Source organism: Neobacillus niacini (assembly GCF_023715415.1).
In the GTDB taxonomy this organism is placed as follows: domain Bacteria; phylum Bacillota; class Bacilli; order Bacillales; family Cytobacillaceae; genus Neobacillus; species Neobacillus niacini_C.
This window is the reverse complement of the sequence record NZ_JAMBOB010000001.1, coordinates 368,009-387,038: the sequence shown is the minus strand read 5'-3', so window position 1 is coordinate 387,038 and position 19,030 is coordinate 368,009. Positions and strand designations below refer to the sequence as shown.

The window sequence follows — 19,030 nt, the reverse complement described above, 5'->3', positions numbered from 1 at the left end:
AAACAAATGAATTATAGCATTAATACCAATGCTTGCATAGAAATTTCTGTCTAAATTAAACCACTTTTTATAGTGTTACGTTAGTTTATCAATTAAACAGGAAAATTAACCTTTAGTAACGAAATATGAAGGTAACAATAATTAGGAGGGGTTTTAATGAATTGGCAAACTCGAGTTACTGAAATTCTTAATATCAAATATCCCATTATACAAGGAGGCTTAGCCCATCTAGCCTATTCTGAACTAGCAGCAGCTGTTTCCAATGCAGGTGGACTAGGTCAAATTACTGCCATGTCACTGGATAATCCGGATCAACTTCGGGAGGAGATTAGAAAAGTCAGGGAGCTGACAACTAAACCATTCGGCATAAATTATGCAATTGGACAGCATAATCGCCCCTTTGAAGATATGCTTCAAGTAGCCATTGATGAAGACGTGCCAGTTATTTCTATGACAGGTGGGAATCCTGCACCGATATTTGAACAGTTAAAAGGAACATCGATAAAAAAGTTAGTTCTTGTAGCTGCTAGGAGGCAGGCTGAAAAGGCTGAAGAATTAGGCGCAGATGCGGTAATGGTAGTGGGACAGGAAGGTGGCGGTCATCTTGGACGGGATGATATAGGAACGATGGTATTGATCCCTCAAGTGGTTGATGCGGTTTCTATCCCAGTAATTGCCTCAGGTGGCATTGGCGATGGCAGAGGACTCATGGCAGCTCTTGGTTTAGGAGCGGAAGGAATTGAGATGGGGACGAGGTTTATAGCTACAAAAGAATGTGTACATGCTAGTGAACTATACAAAAATAGACTTGTTGAGGGCAGTGAAGCGAATACAGTTATAATTAAACGCACACTTGGGGCGCCCGCACGTGTAATTTCAAATAATTGGACAGATAAAATTTTAGAGATTGAAAAAGAAAATGGCGGTTATGAACAATTAAAAAATTATATTAGCGGACAGGCAAACAAACGATATATATATGATGGAGTGGAAGATGAGGGGTTTGGATGGGCAGGTCAAGTGATGGGACTCATTAAGGATATACCAACCGTTAAGGAATTATTTAATCGAATGATTACTGATGCAGAGCAAATTCGTGGTAAATGGGCAAAATAAGAGTATTATACATATATGTAAAAAAAGTAAGCAGGTGAAAACAACTTGGAATACCAATACCCAATTAATTATCATTGGACAACAGATGAGATTGTTGATGTAATTAAGTTCTACGGAGCTGTTGAACAAGCATATGAAAAAGGAATTGACCGAGATGAACTAATGGCTATTTACCGGAGATTTAAAGAAATCGTCCCGAGTAAAGCGGAAGAAAAAACACTTTGTGGTGAGTTTGAAGAAATGAGTGGTTATTCTTCCTATCGAGCAATAAAAAAAGCCAAAGATGCCTCTCTTGGTGACAGGATTAAAATGAAGTAATGAGAAAAAACTCCGAACAAGGTTCGGAGTTTTTTTATTTGATAGTAAGAGCAATTTTATAGAAAGGTGCAACTTTATTAAAGACGTAATCAACCTGCTGTAGGAATTCTTCATTGGTTAATTTAAGAACATCTTCCCGTTTAATTTCGTATCCGCATAATAATTCTGCTTTTTTCACCTGTTCCAGTCTTTCAAACATACTCCGTAAATCTTCTTTTGAAAGATTCCCATGTGGCACCGATTCCGATTTTGTATGGTCTAATGACCAAACAAAGTCTTTTGGAGTTTCTTTATAAATTTTATTTAAATTTTTTATAAATCTTTTAGCAAAGTCTTGTTTTTGGGGTGCTTCATAAATAACAGCAAACCAAATGAATAAATGAGTATGCCATAGACCAATTTGAAAATGTGGAAGCATTTTGTATCCACGTGGATTATTTGCAAATGCTACCCAAGTATCTTTAGGCGGGTTAATCGTCCTCCTTGCATGTTTGGCTACATGAACAAATAGTTCATCCCCAGTCAATGTTGTTAACACAGGAGCAAAATTGTGTCCTAGGCTTTCTAATTTTGGACGAATTCTCTCTTTAAGTGCGTCCATTCTTGCCTCTAATCCATCTATTTGAAAAACATCGAAATCTTCATTCGTAAAGTTTTTAAAGTCCATAATCAACCCTCCGTATGCTGACATTTGTCATTCATTGTAGCATACTGGCGGAAATTCTTGAAACGAACTGCTTATATAGGTTAACGCACATATTTGTTGCAACCTTCCATGATGGTTCATATTATATTACTAAAAATAGTCTGAAAAATTAAATAACGGTTGAAAGGAGAAAGCTAAAATGAAACAATTAATGAATACTTCTCTAAAAAAAGTTGGCGATAAGGAAAAAATGGCATATTTACGATTGGAAATGGATTATGAGCTGGCAACATTATTTGAAGCTCTTGAAGAAAAAAATGAAAAAAAAATGAAGGAGTGTAAACAAAAGTTAGAAAAAATCCGCCAAGAGTTATTAAAACTAAAAGCTCTTTGATAATTTGTTTTCAAAGGGGATACAATTTAGAATGAACATAAAGATTTTTATAATGAAATTATAAAACGAACTCTGTGTAGGAAATTAGAGAGTTCGTTTATTGTTTTGTCCTAATTGTATAGGACTGTTAAAAGTTGAATGCTTACCTAATTTTGATTAAGCTAAGTATGTATTACATAATATGGGAGGGAAAATATGGACTGGGAATACATTGATCTTCAAGCTAAGCAATGGGTAATGGAAGCAGGGGATAAAATTAGGGATTCTTTTTCTAAGACTCTAAATATCCAAACCAAATCCAATCCCAATGATTTAGTAACAAATATAGATAAAGAGATTGAACAATTTTTTATTAATAAAATCAGAAGGACTTTCGTAAACCATAGGATATTTGGTGAAGAAGGGTTTGGGGATGAGGTAGATAATCTTGATGGTGTTGTTTGGATTATTGATCCGATAGATGGCACGATGAACTTTATTCATCAACAGCGGAATTTTGCAATATCTTTAGGTATTTATGAAAATGGTATTGGTAAAATTGGGATTATTTACGATGTTGCCCATAATGAATTATATCATGCTGTTAGTGGTAAGGGGGCCTTTATGAATGACACCCCGCTTCCTCCATTAAATAAAATAACAGTTAAAGAATCAATCATAGCATTAAATGCAACTTGGGTAATGGAGAATCAGCGAATTGACCATAACCTGCTAGTTCCACTGGTTAGAGAGGCAAGAGGTACAAGGTCATATGGTACAGCTGCACTTGAAATGGTTTTTGTAGCAACAGGAAGAGTAGATGCCTATATTTCAATGAGGCTGTCACCTTGGGATGTGGCGGCAGGTGCTGTTATTGTTGGAGAATTAGGAGGTATAGTAACCAATCTGAGAGGAATAGAGCTTGATTTCCTTTCAAAAGATACACTCCTCGTCGCAAAACCAGGATTACACCAAACCATTATAAGTGATTATTTAAAAGAAGGAAAATGGTAAAAAAGAAGCCTGGATAGGCTTCTTTTTTTGTCGAGCTAGATTGCATTTTGCGCTGCAGCTTGTCCTATAAATCTCCATTAGCTCTAAATTTAGCTTTTGTTATAAATCCTAATCCCATTACGAGTACTAATACGATGATACTTCCAATGATTCCTAATATACTTTCTTCACCAATTGCTACACCAATTCCCATAATACTTACAGTTGCAAGTATAGCGTAAAGTACAAAAATCCATTTAATTTGCTTCATTTTGCTAATCCCCCTTGTCACAAAAATAAGAAAAATTCTTATGGTAATTAAATATAGCTTTATTCTATAGAAAATGCTTTTAGTTTTCCACCATTAATGTGGTATAATACTTTAGTTGTTAATGGGAAACTATAAATAGCTTAAATTTTTGAAATAGAGGCAGGAGTGAATCATTTGAAATTAAGAGAAGATATTCGCAATATAGCAATCATCGCACACGTTGACCACGGGAAAACAACTTTGGTTGACCAATTATTAAAGCAATCAGGAACATTTCGTTCAAATGAGCACGTAGAAGAACGTGCAATGGACTCAAATGATCTGGAAAGAGAACGTGGAATAACGATTCTTGCTAAAAATACAGCGATTCAATATAAAGATACACGTATCAATATCCTGGATACACCAGGTCATGCTGATTTTGGTGGCGAAGTTGAACGTATCATGAAAATGGTTGATGGAGTATTACTAGTAGTGGATGCCTATGAAGGAACAATGCCTCAAACACGCTTTGTATTAAAAAAGGCATTAGAACAGAATTTAACTCCAATTGTGGTTGTTAATAAAATTGACCGAGATTTTGCTCGTCCTTTAGAAGTAATTGATGAGGTTATTGATTTATTTATTGAACTAGATGCGAATGAAGATCAGCTTGAGTTCCCAGTTATTTTTGCTTCTGCAATAAATGGAACTGCCAGCACAGATCCTGAAAAACAGGATGAAAATATGCAATGCCTTTATGATTCAATCGTTGAGAACATTCCATCACCAGTTGACAATCGTGAAGAGCCCCTGCAATTCCAAGTTGCTCTTCTGGACTACAATGATTATGTAGGAAGAATTGGGATTGGCCGAGTTTTCCGCGGTACAATGCATGTTGGCCAACAGGTTTCATTAATGAAGATAGACGGTACAGTTAAACAATTCCGTGTAACAAAAATCTTTGGTTTCTTTGGGTTAAAGCGTCAAGAGATTCAAGAAGCAGTAGCTGGAGACTTAATTGCTGTTTCCGGTATGGAAGATATCAACGTCGGTGAAACGGTTTGTCCGGTAGAACACCAAGAAGCATTACCAATCCTAAGAATTGATGAGCCAACTTTACAAATGACTTTCGTCGTAAATAACAGTCCATTTGCTGGAAGAGAAGGTAAATACCTAACTTCGAGAAAGATTGAAGAAAGACTTCACGCTCAGTTGCAAACAGATGTAAGCTTACGTGTTGAAAATACAGATTCACCAGATGCATGGATTGTATCAGGGCGTGGTGAGCTTCATTTATCCATTTTAATTGAGAACATGCGCCGTGAAGGGTATGAGCTTCAAGTTTCAAAGCCTGAAGTTATTGTAAAAGTAATTGATGGTGTTCGTAGTGAGCCGATTGAAAGAGTACAAATTGATGTACCAGAAGAGCATACAGGTTCTGTAATGGAATCCATTGGTGCCCGTAAAGGCGAAATGATTGATATGATTAATAATGGATCAGGTCAAGTACGCTTAATCTTTAATGTTCCGGCACGCGGATTAATTGGTTATACTACAGAGTTCTTAACTATGACACGCGGGTATGGAATTATTAATCACACATTTGACAGCTACCAGCCAATGGTTCAAGGTCAAGTGGGAGGAAGACGTCAAGGTGTGCTAGTATCAATGGAATCAGGAAAAGCTTCTACTTATGGTATTATGAATGTTGAGGACCGTGGTACAATTTTCGTTGAACCTGGTACTGAAATATACGAAGGTATGATTGTTGGCGAACACACGCGCGAAAATGATATTACCGTTAATATCACAAAGGTAAAGCAAGCAACAAACATTCGTTCAGCGAACAAAGACCAAACTTCAGTTATTAAAAAACCAAGAATAATGACACTTGAAGAGTCATTAGAATACCTAAACGATGATGAGTATTGTGAAGTTACACCAGAATCCATTCGTTTACGTAAGAAGATTCTAGATAAAAATGAACGTGAAAGAATGGCCAAAAAGAAAAAGGTTGCAGAATTAAGTTAATATCTCTTCGGGGGAGGTAATATGCGTGAATGTAGCGGACCGGCTTTCTTTTTTTCCAGCCCTCTATAACGTAACTGAACAACCCAAATTGGGGATGTGGCTGCTTTATATTACTATTGTAGCTTTATCAATTTTGGTTTATAAACTTGGCTTTGCACAGAAGCAAAAGCTGCCGTTAATAAAATCAATATTGATTTATATCTTTTTAGCCGCAGGGTGTACGATTCTTACTGCACTCGGAATCTTTTTACCAATAACAGAGGGGCTAGTTGTAGCAGCTTTGATTTTAATCATTTACAAAATACGCTTACATCAGTCGAAAAAACAGCACGCTGAGGCAAAGTAACGGGGGATATAAACATGAAATCGGTACAGGATGCACTCTATAATTGGTTATCGATAAAGGTTGTTTGCGATGCTCGTCCTGATGATACTGCAGCAAGAGAAACGTTAGATCTTTTTGATGACATTATTAAGAATGAACAACATTTAACGAATATTGAAGTGACAACAGATGATGTAATGTATTATGTTACTTACATTCTTGAGGGTGCATCAAAGAAGACGAGATTTCCTCGTGAACTTATCGAAGTAATGCTTAATCAAATTAACCAAGAGCCAGATAAATATTGCAACTTTCCATTTGAAAATGAATAAAAAAACATGCCAATTCCATAATGGAATTGGCATGTTTTTTACCAGTCATCCTTCTCAGACTGTGTTCGATAAAATCTAAAATTACCTGTATCAATTCTCGCTTTTGTTTTATCGGAGATTCTACTACTACAGTCTTGACACATATATGTATGGATAGGACGATTTCGAAGTCGTTTAGCTATAAATGATTCATCTTCAATTGATTCAATTTTGTCGCAAATTACGCATTTTACTCTCATAAAGCACCTCTTGGGTCCATTCTAGTCTTGCTTTTCATATATTATAGTATATCATGCAAATGTGATAACAAGTAAATCAATTGTGTTTAAGTTGCTGAAAAAAACAGATAATAGTACTATTAGAATGTCTGTTTTTTTGACATGAAGATGTAAGGAATTGAATGAAGGGGTTGTAAGTATGCCGAATCAAGTAGAACCAAGACTCATTAAGCCATTATTTGATGAGCTGCAGAAAGAAAGGTTTGTAACACTAGCAAGTGTAGATTTTGAAACAGGTGGTCCAAATGTTAGCGCAATATCTTGGATTTTAGCAAAAGATGAGGAGACGATCTATTTTGCTGTAGATAATAAATCTAGAATTATTCAAAATATCACACAAAATAATAAAGTGGTTATTAATTTAATTGCTAATGAATCTACATATTCCATACAAGGTGAAGCATCATTGAAGGAAGAACGGCTCAAGGATGTTCCTTTAAAGCTTGCATTGATTAAAATCCAGATTCACGAGGTTAGGGATGTTATGTTCTATGGTTCAAAAATTGTTTCAGAACCACAGTATGACAAAACATATGATAAAAATGCCGCTGCCCGGCTAGATACCCAGGTAATGGAGGCAATGAAAAAAGCTTAGTCATCGACTAAGCTTTTTTCATTTATTTATAATGTTTGGATTCTTCTTGCTGTTTATCCTCTAAACTTTTCTTCTCGTTCTCCTGCAGCTTTTTCTTTGGTTCTTCTGGGGCATTTTTAGGATTAGGGTCGATCATATCTCCAGGGATTTCAGGCATTAGTCTGCCTGCCACGTCTGCAAGCTCTTCCATTATACCTTGGATGGGTCTCCCTTTTTCAATATCTGCGGCAATTTCTTTCAGTCGCTGATTTGTATCTGCATCAGCCACTACAATCGCACGTGCACCATAGGGGTCTTCCTTAAGGCTTTCCGCAACTGAATATTTTATTGAGCCGACTTGAGACCGTTCAATTTTTGAATTTACATCAATACCAACAATGGCATATCGGCCAATAACAACTGCAGTAGCATCATGAACATTTGGAATACTTGTGGCAAGTTCAACTAAACGTTTGGAAACCTCCTGACCCGTCTTCCGGTCTACATCTTCTATATAACTGTTCTTAACGTTAATCATTGATTGCTTTTCATTATTTTGGGCATTGTTACTGTTGTTATTGTTACAAGCTGCTAGGACTAATACTAAAGTAGTAAATATGAAAAGCTTCTTCATGATAAAAGCCACCTCCGAAATAGAGTTGTATAACCGATTCACTTGTATCCACCTGAATTTTGTTATACTCAACTTACATTTATTGTGCGGAAATCCTTCTATCTTTATTCGAACAAACATATATTTTACCAAAGTCCTATCTAGCAATAGGTTTGTAATGAACGGATTATCAAACCAATCAACTAGGAAAAGTGGAGGCGTTGCTTTGAGTAAAATATACGTGTTAGATACAAATGTCTTATTACAAGACCCGTATTCCATATTCTCATTCGAAGATAATGAAGTAGTCATTCCTGCAGTTGTCCTTGAAGAAGTGGACTCAAAGAAAAGGTACATGGATGAAATTGGGAGAAATGCCCGTCATGTATCAAGATTAATTGATGAATTGCGAGCAGCGGGGAAGCTTCATGAAAAAATTCCTCTTGAAAATGGGGGAACGATTAGAATTGAACTTAATCACCGTGCTTTTCATGAATTACAGGAAATTTTTGTAGAAAAAACAAATGACAATCGAATCCTTGCAGTTGCAAAAAACTTATCAACAGAAGAACAACAAAAGGAAAATGGAAAGCCAGTTATCCTTGTAAGTAAAGATACATTAGTCAGAGTAAAGGCAGACGCTATTGGATTAATTGCTGAAGACTTTTTAAGTGACAGAGTGGTCGAAATTGACCATATTTACACCGGATTTTTGGAAGTTTTTTTATCTGTAGAGTTGCTGGGTTCCTTTTATGAAAAAGGGGAGTTACCATTATCGGAAATTGGAAAGTATTCATTTTACCCCAATCAATACTTAATCATGAAAGATGCATTAGGAGGCTCGGCATCAGCGTTAGGAATGGTCGATAAAACAAGAAAAAAGGTAAAGAAACTTGCCATTAATCAAGAACATGTATGGGGAATTCACCCTAGAAATGTGCAGCAAACGATGGCAATTGAGCTGCTGCTTCGTAAGGATATCCCGCTTATTACCTTAATAGGAAAAGCCGGGACAGGTAAAACCTTACTGGCACTGGCATCTGGATTAATGCAGACTGAGGACTTTAGAGAATTTAAAAAGCTATTAGTAGCCAGGCCGATTGTACCAGTTGGTAAGGATTTAGGGTATTTACCTGGTGAAAAACAAGAAAAACTTAGACCATGGATGCAGCCGATATTTGATAATCTTGAATACCTATTTAATACTAAAAAACCTGGGGAATTGGATGCCATTCTTGCAGGAATGGGTTCGATAGAGGTAGAAGCTTTAACGTATATCAGGGGAAGAAGTCTGCCAAAGCAATTTATTATTATTGACGAAGCCCAGAATTTAACTAAGCATGAAGTGAAAACCATCTTAACTCGTGTGGGCGAGGGCAGTAAAATTGTTTTAATGGGTGACCCTGAACAAATAGACCATCCATATCTAGACGCTTACAATAATGGTCTAACCTATGTCGTGGAACGTTTTAAAGACCAAGTTATTTCCGGACATGTTAAGCTTTTAAAAGGGGAGCGATCAGGATTAGCAAGGCTGGCAGCAGATTTGCTATAACAGTGGGGGAATTTGATAATAATCGCTATAACGGGTACCAAATTGGCACCCGTTGTTTACTATTTAATGATCAATTCTCTAACATTTTTTATCGGGTGTTTTAGGTTAGAACCATCACCGAAATAAACATGGACAGGTCCATCTTCTGAAAGTGGTTTACCACTATTTGAAAAACCTAATAGTAGATTCTTTGCCTTATCAAGAGATATTTCATGTTCTGATGTTGTAGTTTTTATAATTAAAGAAACAGCATCTACATCAAGTTCTGCATTTTTTAAAAAAGGCAGGATAGGTATACCGAAACTACCTGTTAACACCTTTTCTTTCTCATATTTCTTTTCTGTTTTTAATGTTGGTGGATAGACAGCACCCTCCATGATTTCACGGTCCCAATGTTTAGATACCGATTTAGTGTACTCCTCCAGTTCATTTGTCTGTTCAAAAGACGTAGAGAAGTATGTAGTCAAATCGACCTTTCGATCATCAAAAATCCAAACTGTGGGATCGAGAGTAATTGAGAACCTTACCTTTCCGGATAGTACGATTATATTTTCCATCTTTTATTCCTCCAGTTCATTTCTACTAAAGTATAACGTGAAATAGAGTGAATGTCATATAAGGAATACGAATGAAGTATATGGCCACGGGTTATTGTTCTTGCATTTTTCTGTGGTAAAAGGTAAAATTTATAGATAAGTTGGGTTATCGCTCTGAAATGGGGGGATCAATGTTGGCGTCTGAAATGATAGTGAATCATCAGGAAAAAGCCTATGCCTTGTTACAGGCAGACGCTGAAAAAATATTAAAGCTTATTAAGGTGCAAATGGAAAATCTTACGATGCCTCAATGCCCTCTTTATGAAGAGGTATTGGATACGCAAATGTTTGGGTTATCAAGAGAAATAGAATTTGCGGTTAGATTAGGCTTAATTGAAGTCAAGGATGGGAAAGCGATTCTAGATAAATTAGAAAGAGAGTTATCTGCGCTTCATGAAGCATCCCTTAGAAAATAGCTAAAAAACTCAAACAATGTTGATGTGTTGTTTGAGTTTTTTATTAACCTTTACCATTTTCAGAATATTCCCATTCAAAAGATTGATGTAATGTAACTTTTCCTCAACTAATTCGTTCCATTTTCTATTATAATAGCAATAACGATACTATTAAAAACGAGGAAGTTATTACATGTTAAAAAAAATATTTAAATCCTATGATTATTCACTCATTATCGCAATCATTCTTTTGTCTTTATTTGGATTAGTAATGGTATATAGTGCCAGTATGGCTTCAAGCGTCCAACGGTATGAAGTTCCAAGTGACCATTTTTACACCAGGCAAAGACTATTTTTACTAGGCGCAGCTGTAGTATTTTTCTTTACTGCATTATTCCCTTATAAAATAATGAAAAGCACAAAATTTCTAGTGCCTATGGTTTTTCTTTCGGTCTTTGGGCTTTTGGGACTTTTTATTTTTGGACATGTTGCTGGAAATGCTCAGAGTTGGTTTAAAATCGGTCCATTAAGCCTGCAACCAGCAGAGTTTGTGAAAATCTTTGTCATCATTTACTTGTCTGCAGTTTATGCAAAAAAGCAGTCATATATTAATAAATTTAATCACGGAGTTCTGCCTCCCTTAGCATATCTTGTTATTGTTTGTGGTTTAATTGCTTTGCAGCCTGACTTTGGAACTGCAATGATCATCGGTTTAATCGCAGGTACAATTATTATTTCATCTGGAATGAACTTTAAGAATATAACAAAGTTAATTCTGCTAGGGCTTATTTTAGCCTCTCCATTCCTTATTGCCTTAAAGGGTGAAATATTTTCTCAGAAACGAATAGAGCGATTTACGGTTTTAAGTAATCCATTTAAGGATGAATTGGATGCAGGTTTTCACCTAGCAAATTCATACATTGCAATTGGTTCGGGTGGGGTAAATGGTTTAGGTTTAGGAAAAAGTGTCCAAAAACTTGGCTATTTACCAGAATCCCATACTGATTTCATAATGGCAGTAATTGCAGAGGAACTGGGTATTTGGGGCGTAAGTTTTGTGGTACTTACGTTGTCATATATTGTTTTAAGAGGTATATATATTGGGTTGCGGTGTAAAGACCCATTTGGAAGTTTATTGGCCATAGGGATTTCTAGTATGATTGGAATACAATCGTTCATAAACCTTGCTGGTGTTTCAGGTGTTATACCGCTTACAGGTGTGCCGCTGCCGTTTGTAAGCTATGGAGGCTCTTCCCTCTTGCAATTAGCTATTGCTTCAGGAATTCTAGTAAATGTTTCTATGTTTGTTAAGTATGAAAATAAATATAAACAACAGCACCAAGAAAAGAAAAGTAATCATCAGGATAGCAACGTATACCAATTTAGATCATAGCGCGGGGAGAATGGTATTCCCTGCGCTTTTTTCAAAACGAGTTAAGGGGTGCAAAAAATGACAGGACAAATTAATAAAGTGTTAGTTGCAAACAGAGGAGAAATTGCTATTCGGGTTTTTAGGGCCTGTACTGAATTAAATATTAAAACCGTTGCAATCTATTCTAGGGAAGATACTGGAGCCTATCATCGCTATAAAGCAGATGAGGCCTACTTAATTGGTGAAGGCAAGAAACCTATCGATGCCTACCTGGATATTGATGGAGTCATTGAAATTGCTAAGTTTAGCGGAGCAAATGCGATTCATCCGGGATATGGTTTTTTATCAGAAAATATTCATTTTGCGAGACGTTGTGAAGAAGAAGGAATTATTTTTATTGGACCAACATCAAGTCATCTTGATATGTTCGGCGATAAAGTCAAAGCTAGGAAGCAAGCTGAACTAGCAGGTATACCTGTAATTCCTGGAAGCGATGGACCTGTCGAAAACATCAAAGAAGTGCAGGAGTTTACCTACCAGCATGGTTATCCGATTATTATTAAAGCAGCTCTTGGCGGCGGCGGTCGTGGAATGCGGATTGTAAGGAACCAGGAGGAAATGCAAGAAGCGTTTGATCGTGCTAAATCAGAAGCCAAAGCAGCTTTTGGAAGTGACGAAGTTTACCTGGAAAAATTAATTGAGAAGCCAAAACATATAGAGGTACAAATATTTGGAGATAAACAGGGTAACATCGTCCATTTGTATGACCGGGATTGTTCCGTACAGCGCCGTCATCAAAAGGTTGTAGAAGTAGCCCCAAGTGTATCAATATCCGATTCATTACGTGAGAAAATTTGTGCTGCTGCAGTTAAGTTAATGAAGAATGTAGCTTACTTAAATGCGGGGACAGTTGAATTTCTTGTTTCTGGTCAGGACTTTTATTTCATAGAAGTAAATCCAAGGATTCAGGTTGAACATACTGTAACAGAAATGGTAACAGGAATCGATATTGTACATACGCAAATCTTAGTGGCTGAAGGTCAGGATTTACACAGTCCAATTGTCGGAATTCCTCCCCAAGAAGAGATTAGGATTAACGGATTTGCAATCCAATCGCGTGTTACAACAGAAGACCCGCTTAATAATTTTATGCCTGATACCGGGAAAATTATGGCATATCGCTCTGGAGGGGGCTTTGGTGTTCGTCTTGATGCAGGAAATGGTTATCAAGGTGCTGTGATTACACCCTATTATGATTCTTTGCTTGTGAAGCTTTCTACATGGGCATTAACATTTGAACAAGCAGCCTCTAAAATGGTACGAAATCTTAGGGAGTTTAGAATTCGTGGAATTAAAACCAATATCCCTTTTCTTGAGAATGTTGTAAGACATGAGAATTTTAGAAGAGGAGAATATGACACTTCATTTATCGATTCAACTCCAGAGTTATTCGTATTTCCTGCTAGTAAGGACCGTGGAACCAAAATGCTATCGTATATTGGAAATGTTACGGTGAATGGGTTCCCAGGTGTTGAAAAAAAGAAAAGACCTGTGTTTTCAAAACCGCGAGTACCAAAATTGAAATATGATTTTCCTTACCAAGACGGAACAAAACAAATCTTAGACCAAAAGGGTGCAGAAGGTCTTGTTCAGTGGGTAAAGAATCAAGATAAAGTATTATTAACGGATACTACCTTCAGAGATGCCCATCAGTCGTTATTGGCAACAAGGGTAAGAACCACCGATATTTTGCATATTGCAGAGCCGACAGCAAAGCTTATGCCTAACCTGTTTTCTCTTGAAATGTGGGGAGGAGCAACTTTCGATGTTGCCTATCGCTTCTTAAAAGAAGATCCATGGGAAAGGTTGCGGTCACTTCGCGAAAAAATTCCGAATGTTTTGTTTCAGATGTTAATCCGCGGTTCCAACGCAGTTGGTTATACAAATTACCCGGACAATCTCATTCGAGAATTTGTTAGAAAGTCTGCAGCGGAAGGCATTGATGTATTCAGAGTTTTTGATAGCTTAAACTGGGTACCGGGAATGGAAATTGCTATTGAAGCTGTTCGTGACAGTGGGAAAATCGCTGAAGCAGCCATCTGCTATACGGGTGATATTCTAGATTCAACTAGAGTGAAATATAACTTAAACTATTATAAAGCACTAGCTAAAGAACTAGAGAATCAAGGGGCACATATATTGGGGATAAAAGATATGGCTGGCTTATTAAAACCTGAAGCAGCCTACCGGCTTATATCTGAATTAAAAGCAACAATCGATATTCCGATTCATCTTCATACCCATGATACAAGCGGTAATGGTATCTTCACCTATGCCCGTGCCATAGACGGTGGAGTAGATATTGTGGATACAGCCCTAAGTACGATGGCGGGGCTTACTTCACAGCCAAGCGCCAATTCTCTTTATTATGCATTAGAAGGTAAGGATAGGAAACCAAATGTTAATATTAATGCCCTTGAACAGCTATCCTATTATTGGGAGGATGTAAGGAAATATTACCATGATTTTGAGAGCGGAATGGTTGCACCCCATTCAGAAGTATACCAGCATGAGATGCCAGGTGGACAATACAGTAATTTACAACAACAAGCAAAGGGAGTGGGGCTTGGTGATCAATGGGATAAAGTCAAACAGATGTACACCCGGGTCAATCACATGTTTGGGGATATCGTAAAAGTTACGCCATCTTCTAAAGTCGTCGGGGATATGGCACTCTTTATGGTACAAAATAATTTATCAGAAGCTGATGTCCTTACTAATGGAGACTCTATTGACTTCCCAGATTCGGTAGTGGAATTGTTTCAGGGGTATCTCGGTCAGCCTCATCAAGGATTCCCGGAAAAACTGCAGAGCGTAATATTAAAAGGGAAAAAACCTTTAGAGGTTCGTCCTGGTGAGTTACTGCCTGAGATAAATTTTTCAGAATTAAAGGAAGAGTTAGCTAAAGAGTTGGGACGAAACATATCGGAAATTGATTTGATTTCCTATGCGCTCTATCCAAAAGTTTATAAAGAGTATTTGAATACGGTTGACCTATATGGAAATATATCGTTTCTAGATACACCTACTTTCCTTTATGGTCTTAGACTTGGTGAGGAAATTGAAGTAGAAATTGAAACTGGAAAAACACTTATTGTTAAACTTGTCTCAATTGGTCAGCCTCAGAGTGATGGTACACGTATCGTTTATTTCGAACTAAATGGTCAGCCTCGTGAGGTTAATATTAAAGATGAAAGTATAAAAGCAGCAGTAATTACTCGATTAAAAGCCGATCCTAAAAATGAGACACATATTTCGGCCACGATGCCTGGTACAATTGTCAAAGTATTAGTGGAGAAAGGGGAACAAGTGGAGCGGGGAGACCATCTCCTAATCACTGAGGCAATGAAGATGGAAACAACCGTTCAAGCTCCTTTTTCAGGTGTAATAAAAGAAATTCACGTGAAAAATGAGGAAGCCATTCAAACTGGGGATTTGCTGCTTGAATTGGATAAATAGTCAAAAAAAGTTGCCAAGTGTAATACCTGGCAACTTTTTTCTTATTTCTTTCGTGATCTTGATAGTAAAAAGAGAAAATAGCTTAGAACACCAAATAAACAGGTAATAAATAATGCATGCATTAAAGCGATGAAAAGATTTAACTGTGTAAAAATAACAAGAGCACCGGATACTACCTGAAGAGATACTAAAGTAAACGCAGTAATCCAGCCCCAATAGATAACTTTTTGCTGGCGATACTTTTTTACTGCTAGAAAAGTGACATATCCAATCCAAATAAAGATGAGGCCTGCTGCTGCACGATGTCCCATCTGCACCCATTCAAATAGGTTAGTTGGTAGCGAAGGATTGTCATTGATACACAATGGCCAATCACGACAAACTAAACTTGATTTGGTATGGCGAACGAGTGCACCTGTATAAATAACAAAATAGCTGTAAATAGAAATAGAGATAATATGGAAACTCATTCTTTTATCAATATAGATTTTATCTGCATCAAACTTTTTATCGATTTCAAAGATTAATAAAGTTAGCAAAAATACAGCTGCGAATGAAATGAGTGATATACCAAAGTGCAGTGCGAGGATAAAGTCTGACTGTTCCCATATAACAGCTGCTGCACCTATTAATCCTTGCAATAGTAAAAAGAAAAAAGAAAGAAAGGATAGGAATTTTGTTTCCCTAATATGCCCAATTACTTTCCATGTCCAAATGGATAATATGAGTACCATAAAACCGAGCGCGCCAGATATTAGTCTGTGAGCGAGTTCAATAACTAATTCAGGAGTAATATCGGTTGGAACGAACTCCCCATTACATAATGGCCACGACCTTCCGCACCCCATCCCAGATTCTGTTTTTGTAACAAGTGCGCCCCCAAGTAAAACTAATATCATTCCAATAGTAGTTGCTACAGCTAACCACTTTAAAGAGCGTTGCAAACAATCACCTTCTTAATAAAAGTCTAATAAATTTTATTCAATATTTTGTAAGTATAATGATTTGGGATATCAAGCGATAAAAGTACTACCTTATCATAACGAAAACATAGGAAAAAGAACAGAAATAAAACTGAAATTTTTGCATAACTTTTTATAAAATATGATTGCAGATAACTTTAAGTTAATACTATTATTATAGTGAAAACTATTACTAAAAGAGAAGTGTCTGTTAGAAATAAAAAGATAGGTTAAATTAATCTTATCTATAACAACATTACTAAATGCTTTCGTTGTCTATAACACAAAGAAAATATTAAGTTTTTGTTTAAATTAGAGTGTATATTATTATCTAAAGATTCTAATATGTAGTATAATGGTTATTAATAACCCTTGGACACAATTTAGACAAAAATTATTCAAAAAAAATTCACAAAAACATACCAAAGTGTGATTTAATATACAGAGAAAGCGTTCCTTAAATAACAGTATTATAAAATAATAATAGCATTTAAATAACTATTATAATTTGGTAAAGTTATCTATCGGGATTATAATAATAATTACAACATATTTAGGAGGGGGAAAGATGCCAAATTCAAAGGCATATGGTGAAGCAACGATAGAAAATGGCTCAACGGCTCTAAATTCACATATGGCAAAATCCACTATGTGGAAAGATTTTATGGCACTTATAAAGATCGGAATTGTAAATTCTAATCTTATTACAACTTTTACTGGCATATGGCTGGCACTTCATTTTAGTGGTCAAAGTTTTCTAAGTAACATAGATATAGTTTTATTTACCGTTATTGGTTCCTCCCTTATTATTGCGGGTTCATGCAGTATAAATAATTACATTGATCGTGACATTGACCCCTTAATGGAAAGAACCAAATCAAGACCTACGGTAACGGGGAAAATAGTTCCTTCAAAGGTACTTGGATTGGGTATTTTCTTAATTGTTCTAGGAACAATTTTTCTATTGTTTACTACCATAACTGCAACAGTGATTGGGCTGCTTGGGGTTTTTAGTTATGTTGTACTGTACTCCTTATGGTCTAAACGGCAATTGGTGTCAAATACAATCATAGGCAGTATTTCAGGTGCTGTACCGCCGCTAATTGGCTGGGCTGCAGTTGATGGAAATCTTGATATGATAGCATGGGCTTTGTTTATTATTATGTTTATTTGGCAGCCTCCCCATTTTTATGCATTAGCAATGCGGCGGGTAGAAGAATATAGAGCTGCAGGAATCCCAATGCTTCCAGTAGTAAAGGGATTTAAGACAACTAAGAAACACATTTTAATATGGGTAGCTGCATTATTGCCGACACCTTTATTACTTACTTCATTAGGAATCCCATTTCTAATTTTGGCAACCGTGTTAAATATCGGTTGGCTTGTATTAGGGATTTATGGATATAAGATCAAAGATGATATTAAGTGGGCAAAATTAATGTTTGTGTATTCATTGCAATACTTAACGATTATTTTTGTTGCAATGGTCATTGTTACATTAGTTTAGCTGGAATGTTCTTTCTTAATAATGGGGATTATAAGTATTCCTAAAGGTTATTAATAAAATATCGGAGGCATTTATACTTTCTTTTGTCTCCGTGTTTCTTTTAACGTTAAGAAGGAACAATACTACATACATGTTTGATCACATATACGAAAAGAAATCATTTATCGAAAGAGGGGTATGAATTAGCTATGAAAAGGCTTGCAAAATGGCGTTTAATTTCGATATTTGCGATTCTTTCGCTTATCCTTTCAGGATGTGGCGAACCGTTCCTATCGACATTAAGGCCTGCTGGTGAAGTTGCAGACATTCAATATGATCTGATGAAACTAAGTACATTGATTATGGTAGGGGTTATTGTAGTTGTAATGGTAATTTTCTTTATCGTTTTGATTAAGTTCAGACGTAAAGATGAAAAGATACCAAAACAGGTAGAAGGAAGTCACAAACTAGAAATTATTTGGACAGTTATACCTATTTTATTACTATTGCTTTTAGCAGTTCCAACGGTTTCTGCTACGTTTAAATTAGCAGATGTAAAAGAAATGGATAAAAAAGACTCAGATGCACTTGTCATCAATGTACGCTCCAATTTATATTGGTGGGAATTTGAATATCCAGGCCAAGGAATTGTTACCGGTCAAGATTTAGTCGTTCCAACAGATGAGAAGGTATATTTTAATTTAATATCTTCTGATGTAAAGCACTCCTTTTGGGTGCCAGCAATTGGCGGTAAGCTAGATACCAATACAGAGAATGTTAATAAATTCTGGTTAGAGTTTGATAGTGCCAAGGCTAAAGAAGCTGGGGATTTATTTTATGGTAAATGTGCAGAGCTTTGTGGACCATCGCATGCATTAATGGACTTTAAAGTTAAAACCATGAGCCGTGATGACTTTGACAGCTGGGTTGCAGATATGAAAGATGTTGAAGAACCAAAAGTAGCAGAAACTGAAAGTGCTCAACGTGGTCAAGAAATCTTTAATAAAAGCTGTATAGGCTGTCATGCTGTTACACCTGCAAACGCTACACCACCGGAAGCAAGACGTGCTCCAAATTTAACAAACTTTGGCGAACGTTCTCGTATAGCTGGTGTATTGGATCACAGTGAAGAAGATTTGAAAAAGTGGCTTAAAGATCCTGAAAAATACAAGCCGGGTAACTTGATGACAGGTAGTTATTCATTAACAGATGAACAGATTAATGATGTAGCAGAATATTTAATGGGATTAAAAGTTCAGGAATAATTGGGGAATTGGTAGAAAGGGAGGTAAA

20 protein-coding genes are annotated in these 19,030 nt (G+C 36.4%); 14 read left to right on the top strand and 6 right to left on the bottom strand.

The window, feature by feature from the left end; all coding sequences use genetic code 11:
• Positions 1–156 precede the first annotated feature (156 nt).
• Together M3189_RS01785 and M3189_RS01780 are read left to right on the top strand one after the other, a co-directional pair.
• Positions 157–1,116: an NAD(P)H-dependent flavin oxidoreductase gene (locus M3189_RS01785; RefSeq protein WP_251631254.1), complete on the top strand. Its 960-nt coding sequence runs from the start codon at positions 157–159 to the stop codon at positions 1,114–1,116.
• Positions 1,117–1,161: 45 nt separating this feature from the next.
• Positions 1,162–1,434 carry a UPF0223 family protein gene (locus tag M3189_RS01780; protein WP_251631252.1) on the top strand — a complete coding sequence of 91 codons (273 nt, stop codon included), beginning with the start codon at positions 1,162–1,164 and terminating at the stop codon, positions 1,432–1,434.
• 34 nt (positions 1,435–1,468) lie between these two features.
• Here M3189_RS01780 and M3189_RS01775 read toward each other — a convergent pair whose 3' ends face one another.
• Positions 1,469–2,101 (bottom strand): YktB family protein, encoded by a 633-nt coding sequence (locus M3189_RS01775; RefSeq protein WP_251631249.1) that lies wholly within the window; start codon positions 2,099–2,101, stop codon positions 1,469–1,471.
• 178 nt (positions 2,102–2,279) lie between these two features.
• Between M3189_RS01775 and M3189_RS01770 the strand changes: the two genes are divergently transcribed.
• Together M3189_RS01770 and M3189_RS01765 are read left to right on the top strand one after the other, a co-directional pair.
• A complete protein-coding gene (locus M3189_RS01770; protein WP_251631247.1) occupies positions 2,280–2,474 on the top strand; it encodes a hypothetical protein in 195 nt (64 codons plus the stop codon).
• A 195-nt stretch (positions 2,475–2,669) separates the two neighbouring features.
• Positions 2,670–3,467 carry an inositol monophosphatase family protein gene (locus M3189_RS01765; protein WP_251631244.1) on the top strand — a complete coding sequence of 266 codons (798 nt, stop codon included), beginning with the start codon at positions 2,670–2,672 and terminating at the stop codon, positions 3,465–3,467.
• 64 nt (positions 3,468–3,531) lie between these two features.
• Here the strand turns inward: M3189_RS01765 and M3189_RS01760 are convergent, their stop codons facing one another.
• Complete coding sequence (locus M3189_RS01760) at positions 3,532–3,717, bottom strand: YlaF family protein (RefSeq protein WP_251631242.1); 186 nt, start codon at positions 3,715–3,717, stop codon at positions 3,532–3,534.
• A gap of 174 nt (positions 3,718–3,891) precedes the next feature.
• Between M3189_RS01760 and typA the strand changes: the two genes are divergently transcribed.
• The 3 genes from typA to M3189_RS01745 are packed head-to-tail and all read left to right on the top strand — an operon-like array spanning position 3,892 to position 6,387.
• The gene (gene typA / locus M3189_RS01755) at positions 3,892–5,730 is read left to right on the top strand and encodes a translational GTPase TypA (RefSeq protein ID WP_251631240.1); all 1,839 of its coding nucleotides are present in this window, start codon (positions 3,892–3,894) and stop codon (positions 5,728–5,730) included.
• A 25-nt stretch (positions 5,731–5,755) separates the two neighbouring features.
• Positions 5,756–6,076 carry a YlaH-like family protein gene (locus M3189_RS01750; RefSeq protein ID WP_251631238.1) on the top strand — a complete coding sequence of 107 codons (321 nt, stop codon included), beginning with the start codon at positions 5,756–5,758 and terminating at the stop codon, positions 6,074–6,076.
• A gap of 14 nt (positions 6,077–6,090) precedes the next feature.
• Entirely contained in the window at positions 6,091–6,387 is a 297-nt protein-coding gene (locus tag M3189_RS01745) for a hypothetical protein (protein WP_251631236.1), read from the top strand.
• Positions 6,388–6,425: 38 nt separating this feature from the next.
• Here the strand turns inward: M3189_RS01745 and M3189_RS01740 are convergent, their stop codons facing one another.
• Positions 6,426–6,626 (bottom strand): YlaI family protein, encoded by a 201-nt coding sequence (locus M3189_RS01740; protein WP_251631234.1) that lies wholly within the window; start codon positions 6,624–6,626, stop codon positions 6,426–6,428.
• 178 nt (positions 6,627–6,804) lie between these two features.
• On the opposite strand from M3189_RS01740, the gene M3189_RS01735 reads away from it, so the two are divergent.
• Positions 6,805–7,260, top strand: a complete 456-nt coding sequence (locus M3189_RS01735) for a pyridoxamine 5'-phosphate oxidase family protein (RefSeq protein ID WP_251631232.1) — start codon at positions 6,805–6,807, stop codon at positions 7,258–7,260.
• Between the two features lie 22 nt (positions 7,261–7,282).
• On the opposite strand, the gene M3189_RS01730 is transcribed toward M3189_RS01735, so the two are convergent.
• Entirely contained in the window at positions 7,283–7,873 is a 591-nt protein-coding gene (locus M3189_RS01730) for a YhcN/YlaJ family sporulation lipoprotein (protein ID WP_251631230.1), read from the bottom strand.
• Between the two features lie 157 nt (positions 7,874–8,030).
• Here M3189_RS01730 and M3189_RS01725 point away from each other — a divergent pair, with 157 nt between their 5' ends.
• Entirely contained in the window at positions 8,031–9,407 is a 1,377-nt protein-coding gene (locus M3189_RS01725; RefSeq protein WP_251631229.1) for a PhoH family protein, read from the top strand.
• Positions 9,408–9,466: 59 nt separating this feature from the next.
• Here the strand turns inward: M3189_RS01725 and M3189_RS01720 are convergent, their stop codons facing one another.
• On the bottom strand, positions 9,467–9,964 hold the full coding sequence (locus M3189_RS01720) for a peptidyl-prolyl cis-trans isomerase (RefSeq protein WP_251631227.1): 498 nt from the start codon (positions 9,962–9,964) through the stop codon (positions 9,467–9,469).
• 173 nt (positions 9,965–10,137) lie between these two features.
• Between M3189_RS01720 and M3189_RS01715 the strand changes: the two genes are divergently transcribed.
• The 3 genes from M3189_RS01715 to pyc all read left to right on the top strand — a co-directional run bounded on the left by M3189_RS01715 (position 10,138) and on the right by pyc (position 15,289).
• Positions 10,138–10,419, top strand: coding sequence for a YlaN family protein (locus tag M3189_RS01715; protein ID WP_095247795.1), 282 nt, complete (start codon positions 10,138–10,140; stop codon positions 10,417–10,419).
• A 172-nt stretch (positions 10,420–10,591) separates the two neighbouring features.
• Positions 10,592–11,791: an FtsW/RodA/SpoVE family cell cycle protein gene (locus tag M3189_RS01710; protein ID WP_251631225.1), complete on the top strand. Its 1,200-nt coding sequence runs from the start codon at positions 10,592–10,594 to the stop codon at positions 11,789–11,791.
• A gap of 57 nt (positions 11,792–11,848) precedes the next feature.
• Positions 11,849–15,289, top strand: a complete 3,441-nt coding sequence (gene pyc, locus M3189_RS01705) for a pyruvate carboxylase (RefSeq protein WP_251631223.1) — start codon at positions 11,849–11,851, stop codon at positions 15,287–15,289.
• A 41-nt stretch (positions 15,290–15,330) separates the two neighbouring features.
• On the opposite strand, the gene M3189_RS01700 is transcribed toward pyc, so the two are convergent.
• Positions 15,331–16,233: a COX15/CtaA family protein gene (locus M3189_RS01700; protein WP_251631221.1), complete on the bottom strand. Its 903-nt coding sequence runs from the start codon at positions 16,231–16,233 to the stop codon at positions 15,331–15,333.
• Positions 16,234–16,819: 586 nt separating this feature from the next.
• Between M3189_RS01700 and cyoE the strand changes: the two genes are divergently transcribed.
• Together cyoE and coxB are read left to right on the top strand one after the other, a co-directional pair.
• On the top strand, positions 16,820–17,758 hold the full coding sequence (gene cyoE, locus M3189_RS01695) for a heme o synthase (RefSeq protein WP_251631219.1): 939 nt from the start codon (positions 16,820–16,822) through the stop codon (positions 17,756–17,758).
• A gap of 188 nt (positions 17,759–17,946) precedes the next feature.
• Positions 17,947–19,002, top strand: coding sequence for a cytochrome c oxidase subunit II (gene coxB / locus M3189_RS01690; RefSeq protein ID WP_251631217.1), 1,056 nt, complete (start codon positions 17,947–17,949; stop codon positions 19,000–19,002).
• The last annotated feature ends 28 nt before the right edge of the window (positions 19,003–19,030 follow it).

Bases quoted from the DNA above. Each gene is read 5' to 3' on its own strand.
- M3189_RS01785 (WP_251631254.1), top strand. From the start codon at position 157: ATGAATTGGCAAACTCGAGTTACTGAAATTCTTAATATCAAATATCCC.
- M3189_RS01775 (WP_251631249.1), bottom strand. From the start codon at position 2,101: ATGGACTTTAAAAACTTTACGAATGAAGATTTCGATGTTTTTCAAATA.
- M3189_RS01770 (WP_251631247.1), top strand. From the start codon at position 2,280: ATGAAACAATTAATGAATACTTCTCTAAAAAAAGTTGGCGATAAGGAA.
- M3189_RS01765 (WP_251631244.1), top strand. From the start codon at position 2,670: ATGGACTGGGAATACATTGATCTTCAAGCTAAGCAATGGGTAATGGAA.
- M3189_RS01760 (WP_251631242.1), bottom strand. From the start codon at position 3,717: ATGAAGCAAATTAAATGGATTTTTGTACTTTACGCTATACTTGCAACT.
- M3189_RS01745 (WP_251631236.1), top strand. From the start codon at position 6,091: ATGAAATCGGTACAGGATGCACTCTATAATTGGTTATCGATAAAGGTT.
- M3189_RS01740 (WP_251631234.1), bottom strand. From the start codon at position 6,626: ATGAGAGTAAAATGCGTAATTTGCGACAAAATTGAATCAATTGAAGAT.
- M3189_RS01735 (WP_251631232.1), top strand. From the start codon at position 6,805: ATGCCGAATCAAGTAGAACCAAGACTCATTAAGCCATTATTTGATGAG.
- M3189_RS01730 (WP_251631230.1), bottom strand. From the start codon at position 7,873: ATGAAGAAGCTTTTCATATTTACTACTTTAGTATTAGTCCTAGCAGCT.
- M3189_RS01725 (WP_251631229.1), top strand. From the start codon at position 8,031: ATGAACGGATTATCAAACCAATCAACTAGGAAAAGTGGAGGCGTTGCT.
- M3189_RS01720 (WP_251631227.1), bottom strand. From the start codon at position 9,964: ATGGAAAATATAATCGTACTATCCGGAAAGGTAAGGTTCTCAATTACT.
- M3189_RS01710 (WP_251631225.1), top strand. From the start codon at position 10,592: ATGTTAAAAAAAATATTTAAATCCTATGATTATTCACTCATTATCGCA.
- pyc (WP_251631223.1), top strand. From the start codon at position 11,849: ATGACAGGACAAATTAATAAAGTGTTAGTTGCAAACAGAGGAGAAATT.
- cyoE (WP_251631219.1), top strand. From the start codon at position 16,820: ATGCCAAATTCAAAGGCATATGGTGAAGCAACGATAGAAAATGGCTCA.
- coxB (WP_251631217.1), top strand. From the start codon at position 17,947: ATGAAAAGGCTTGCAAAATGGCGTTTAATTTCGATATTTGCGATTCTT.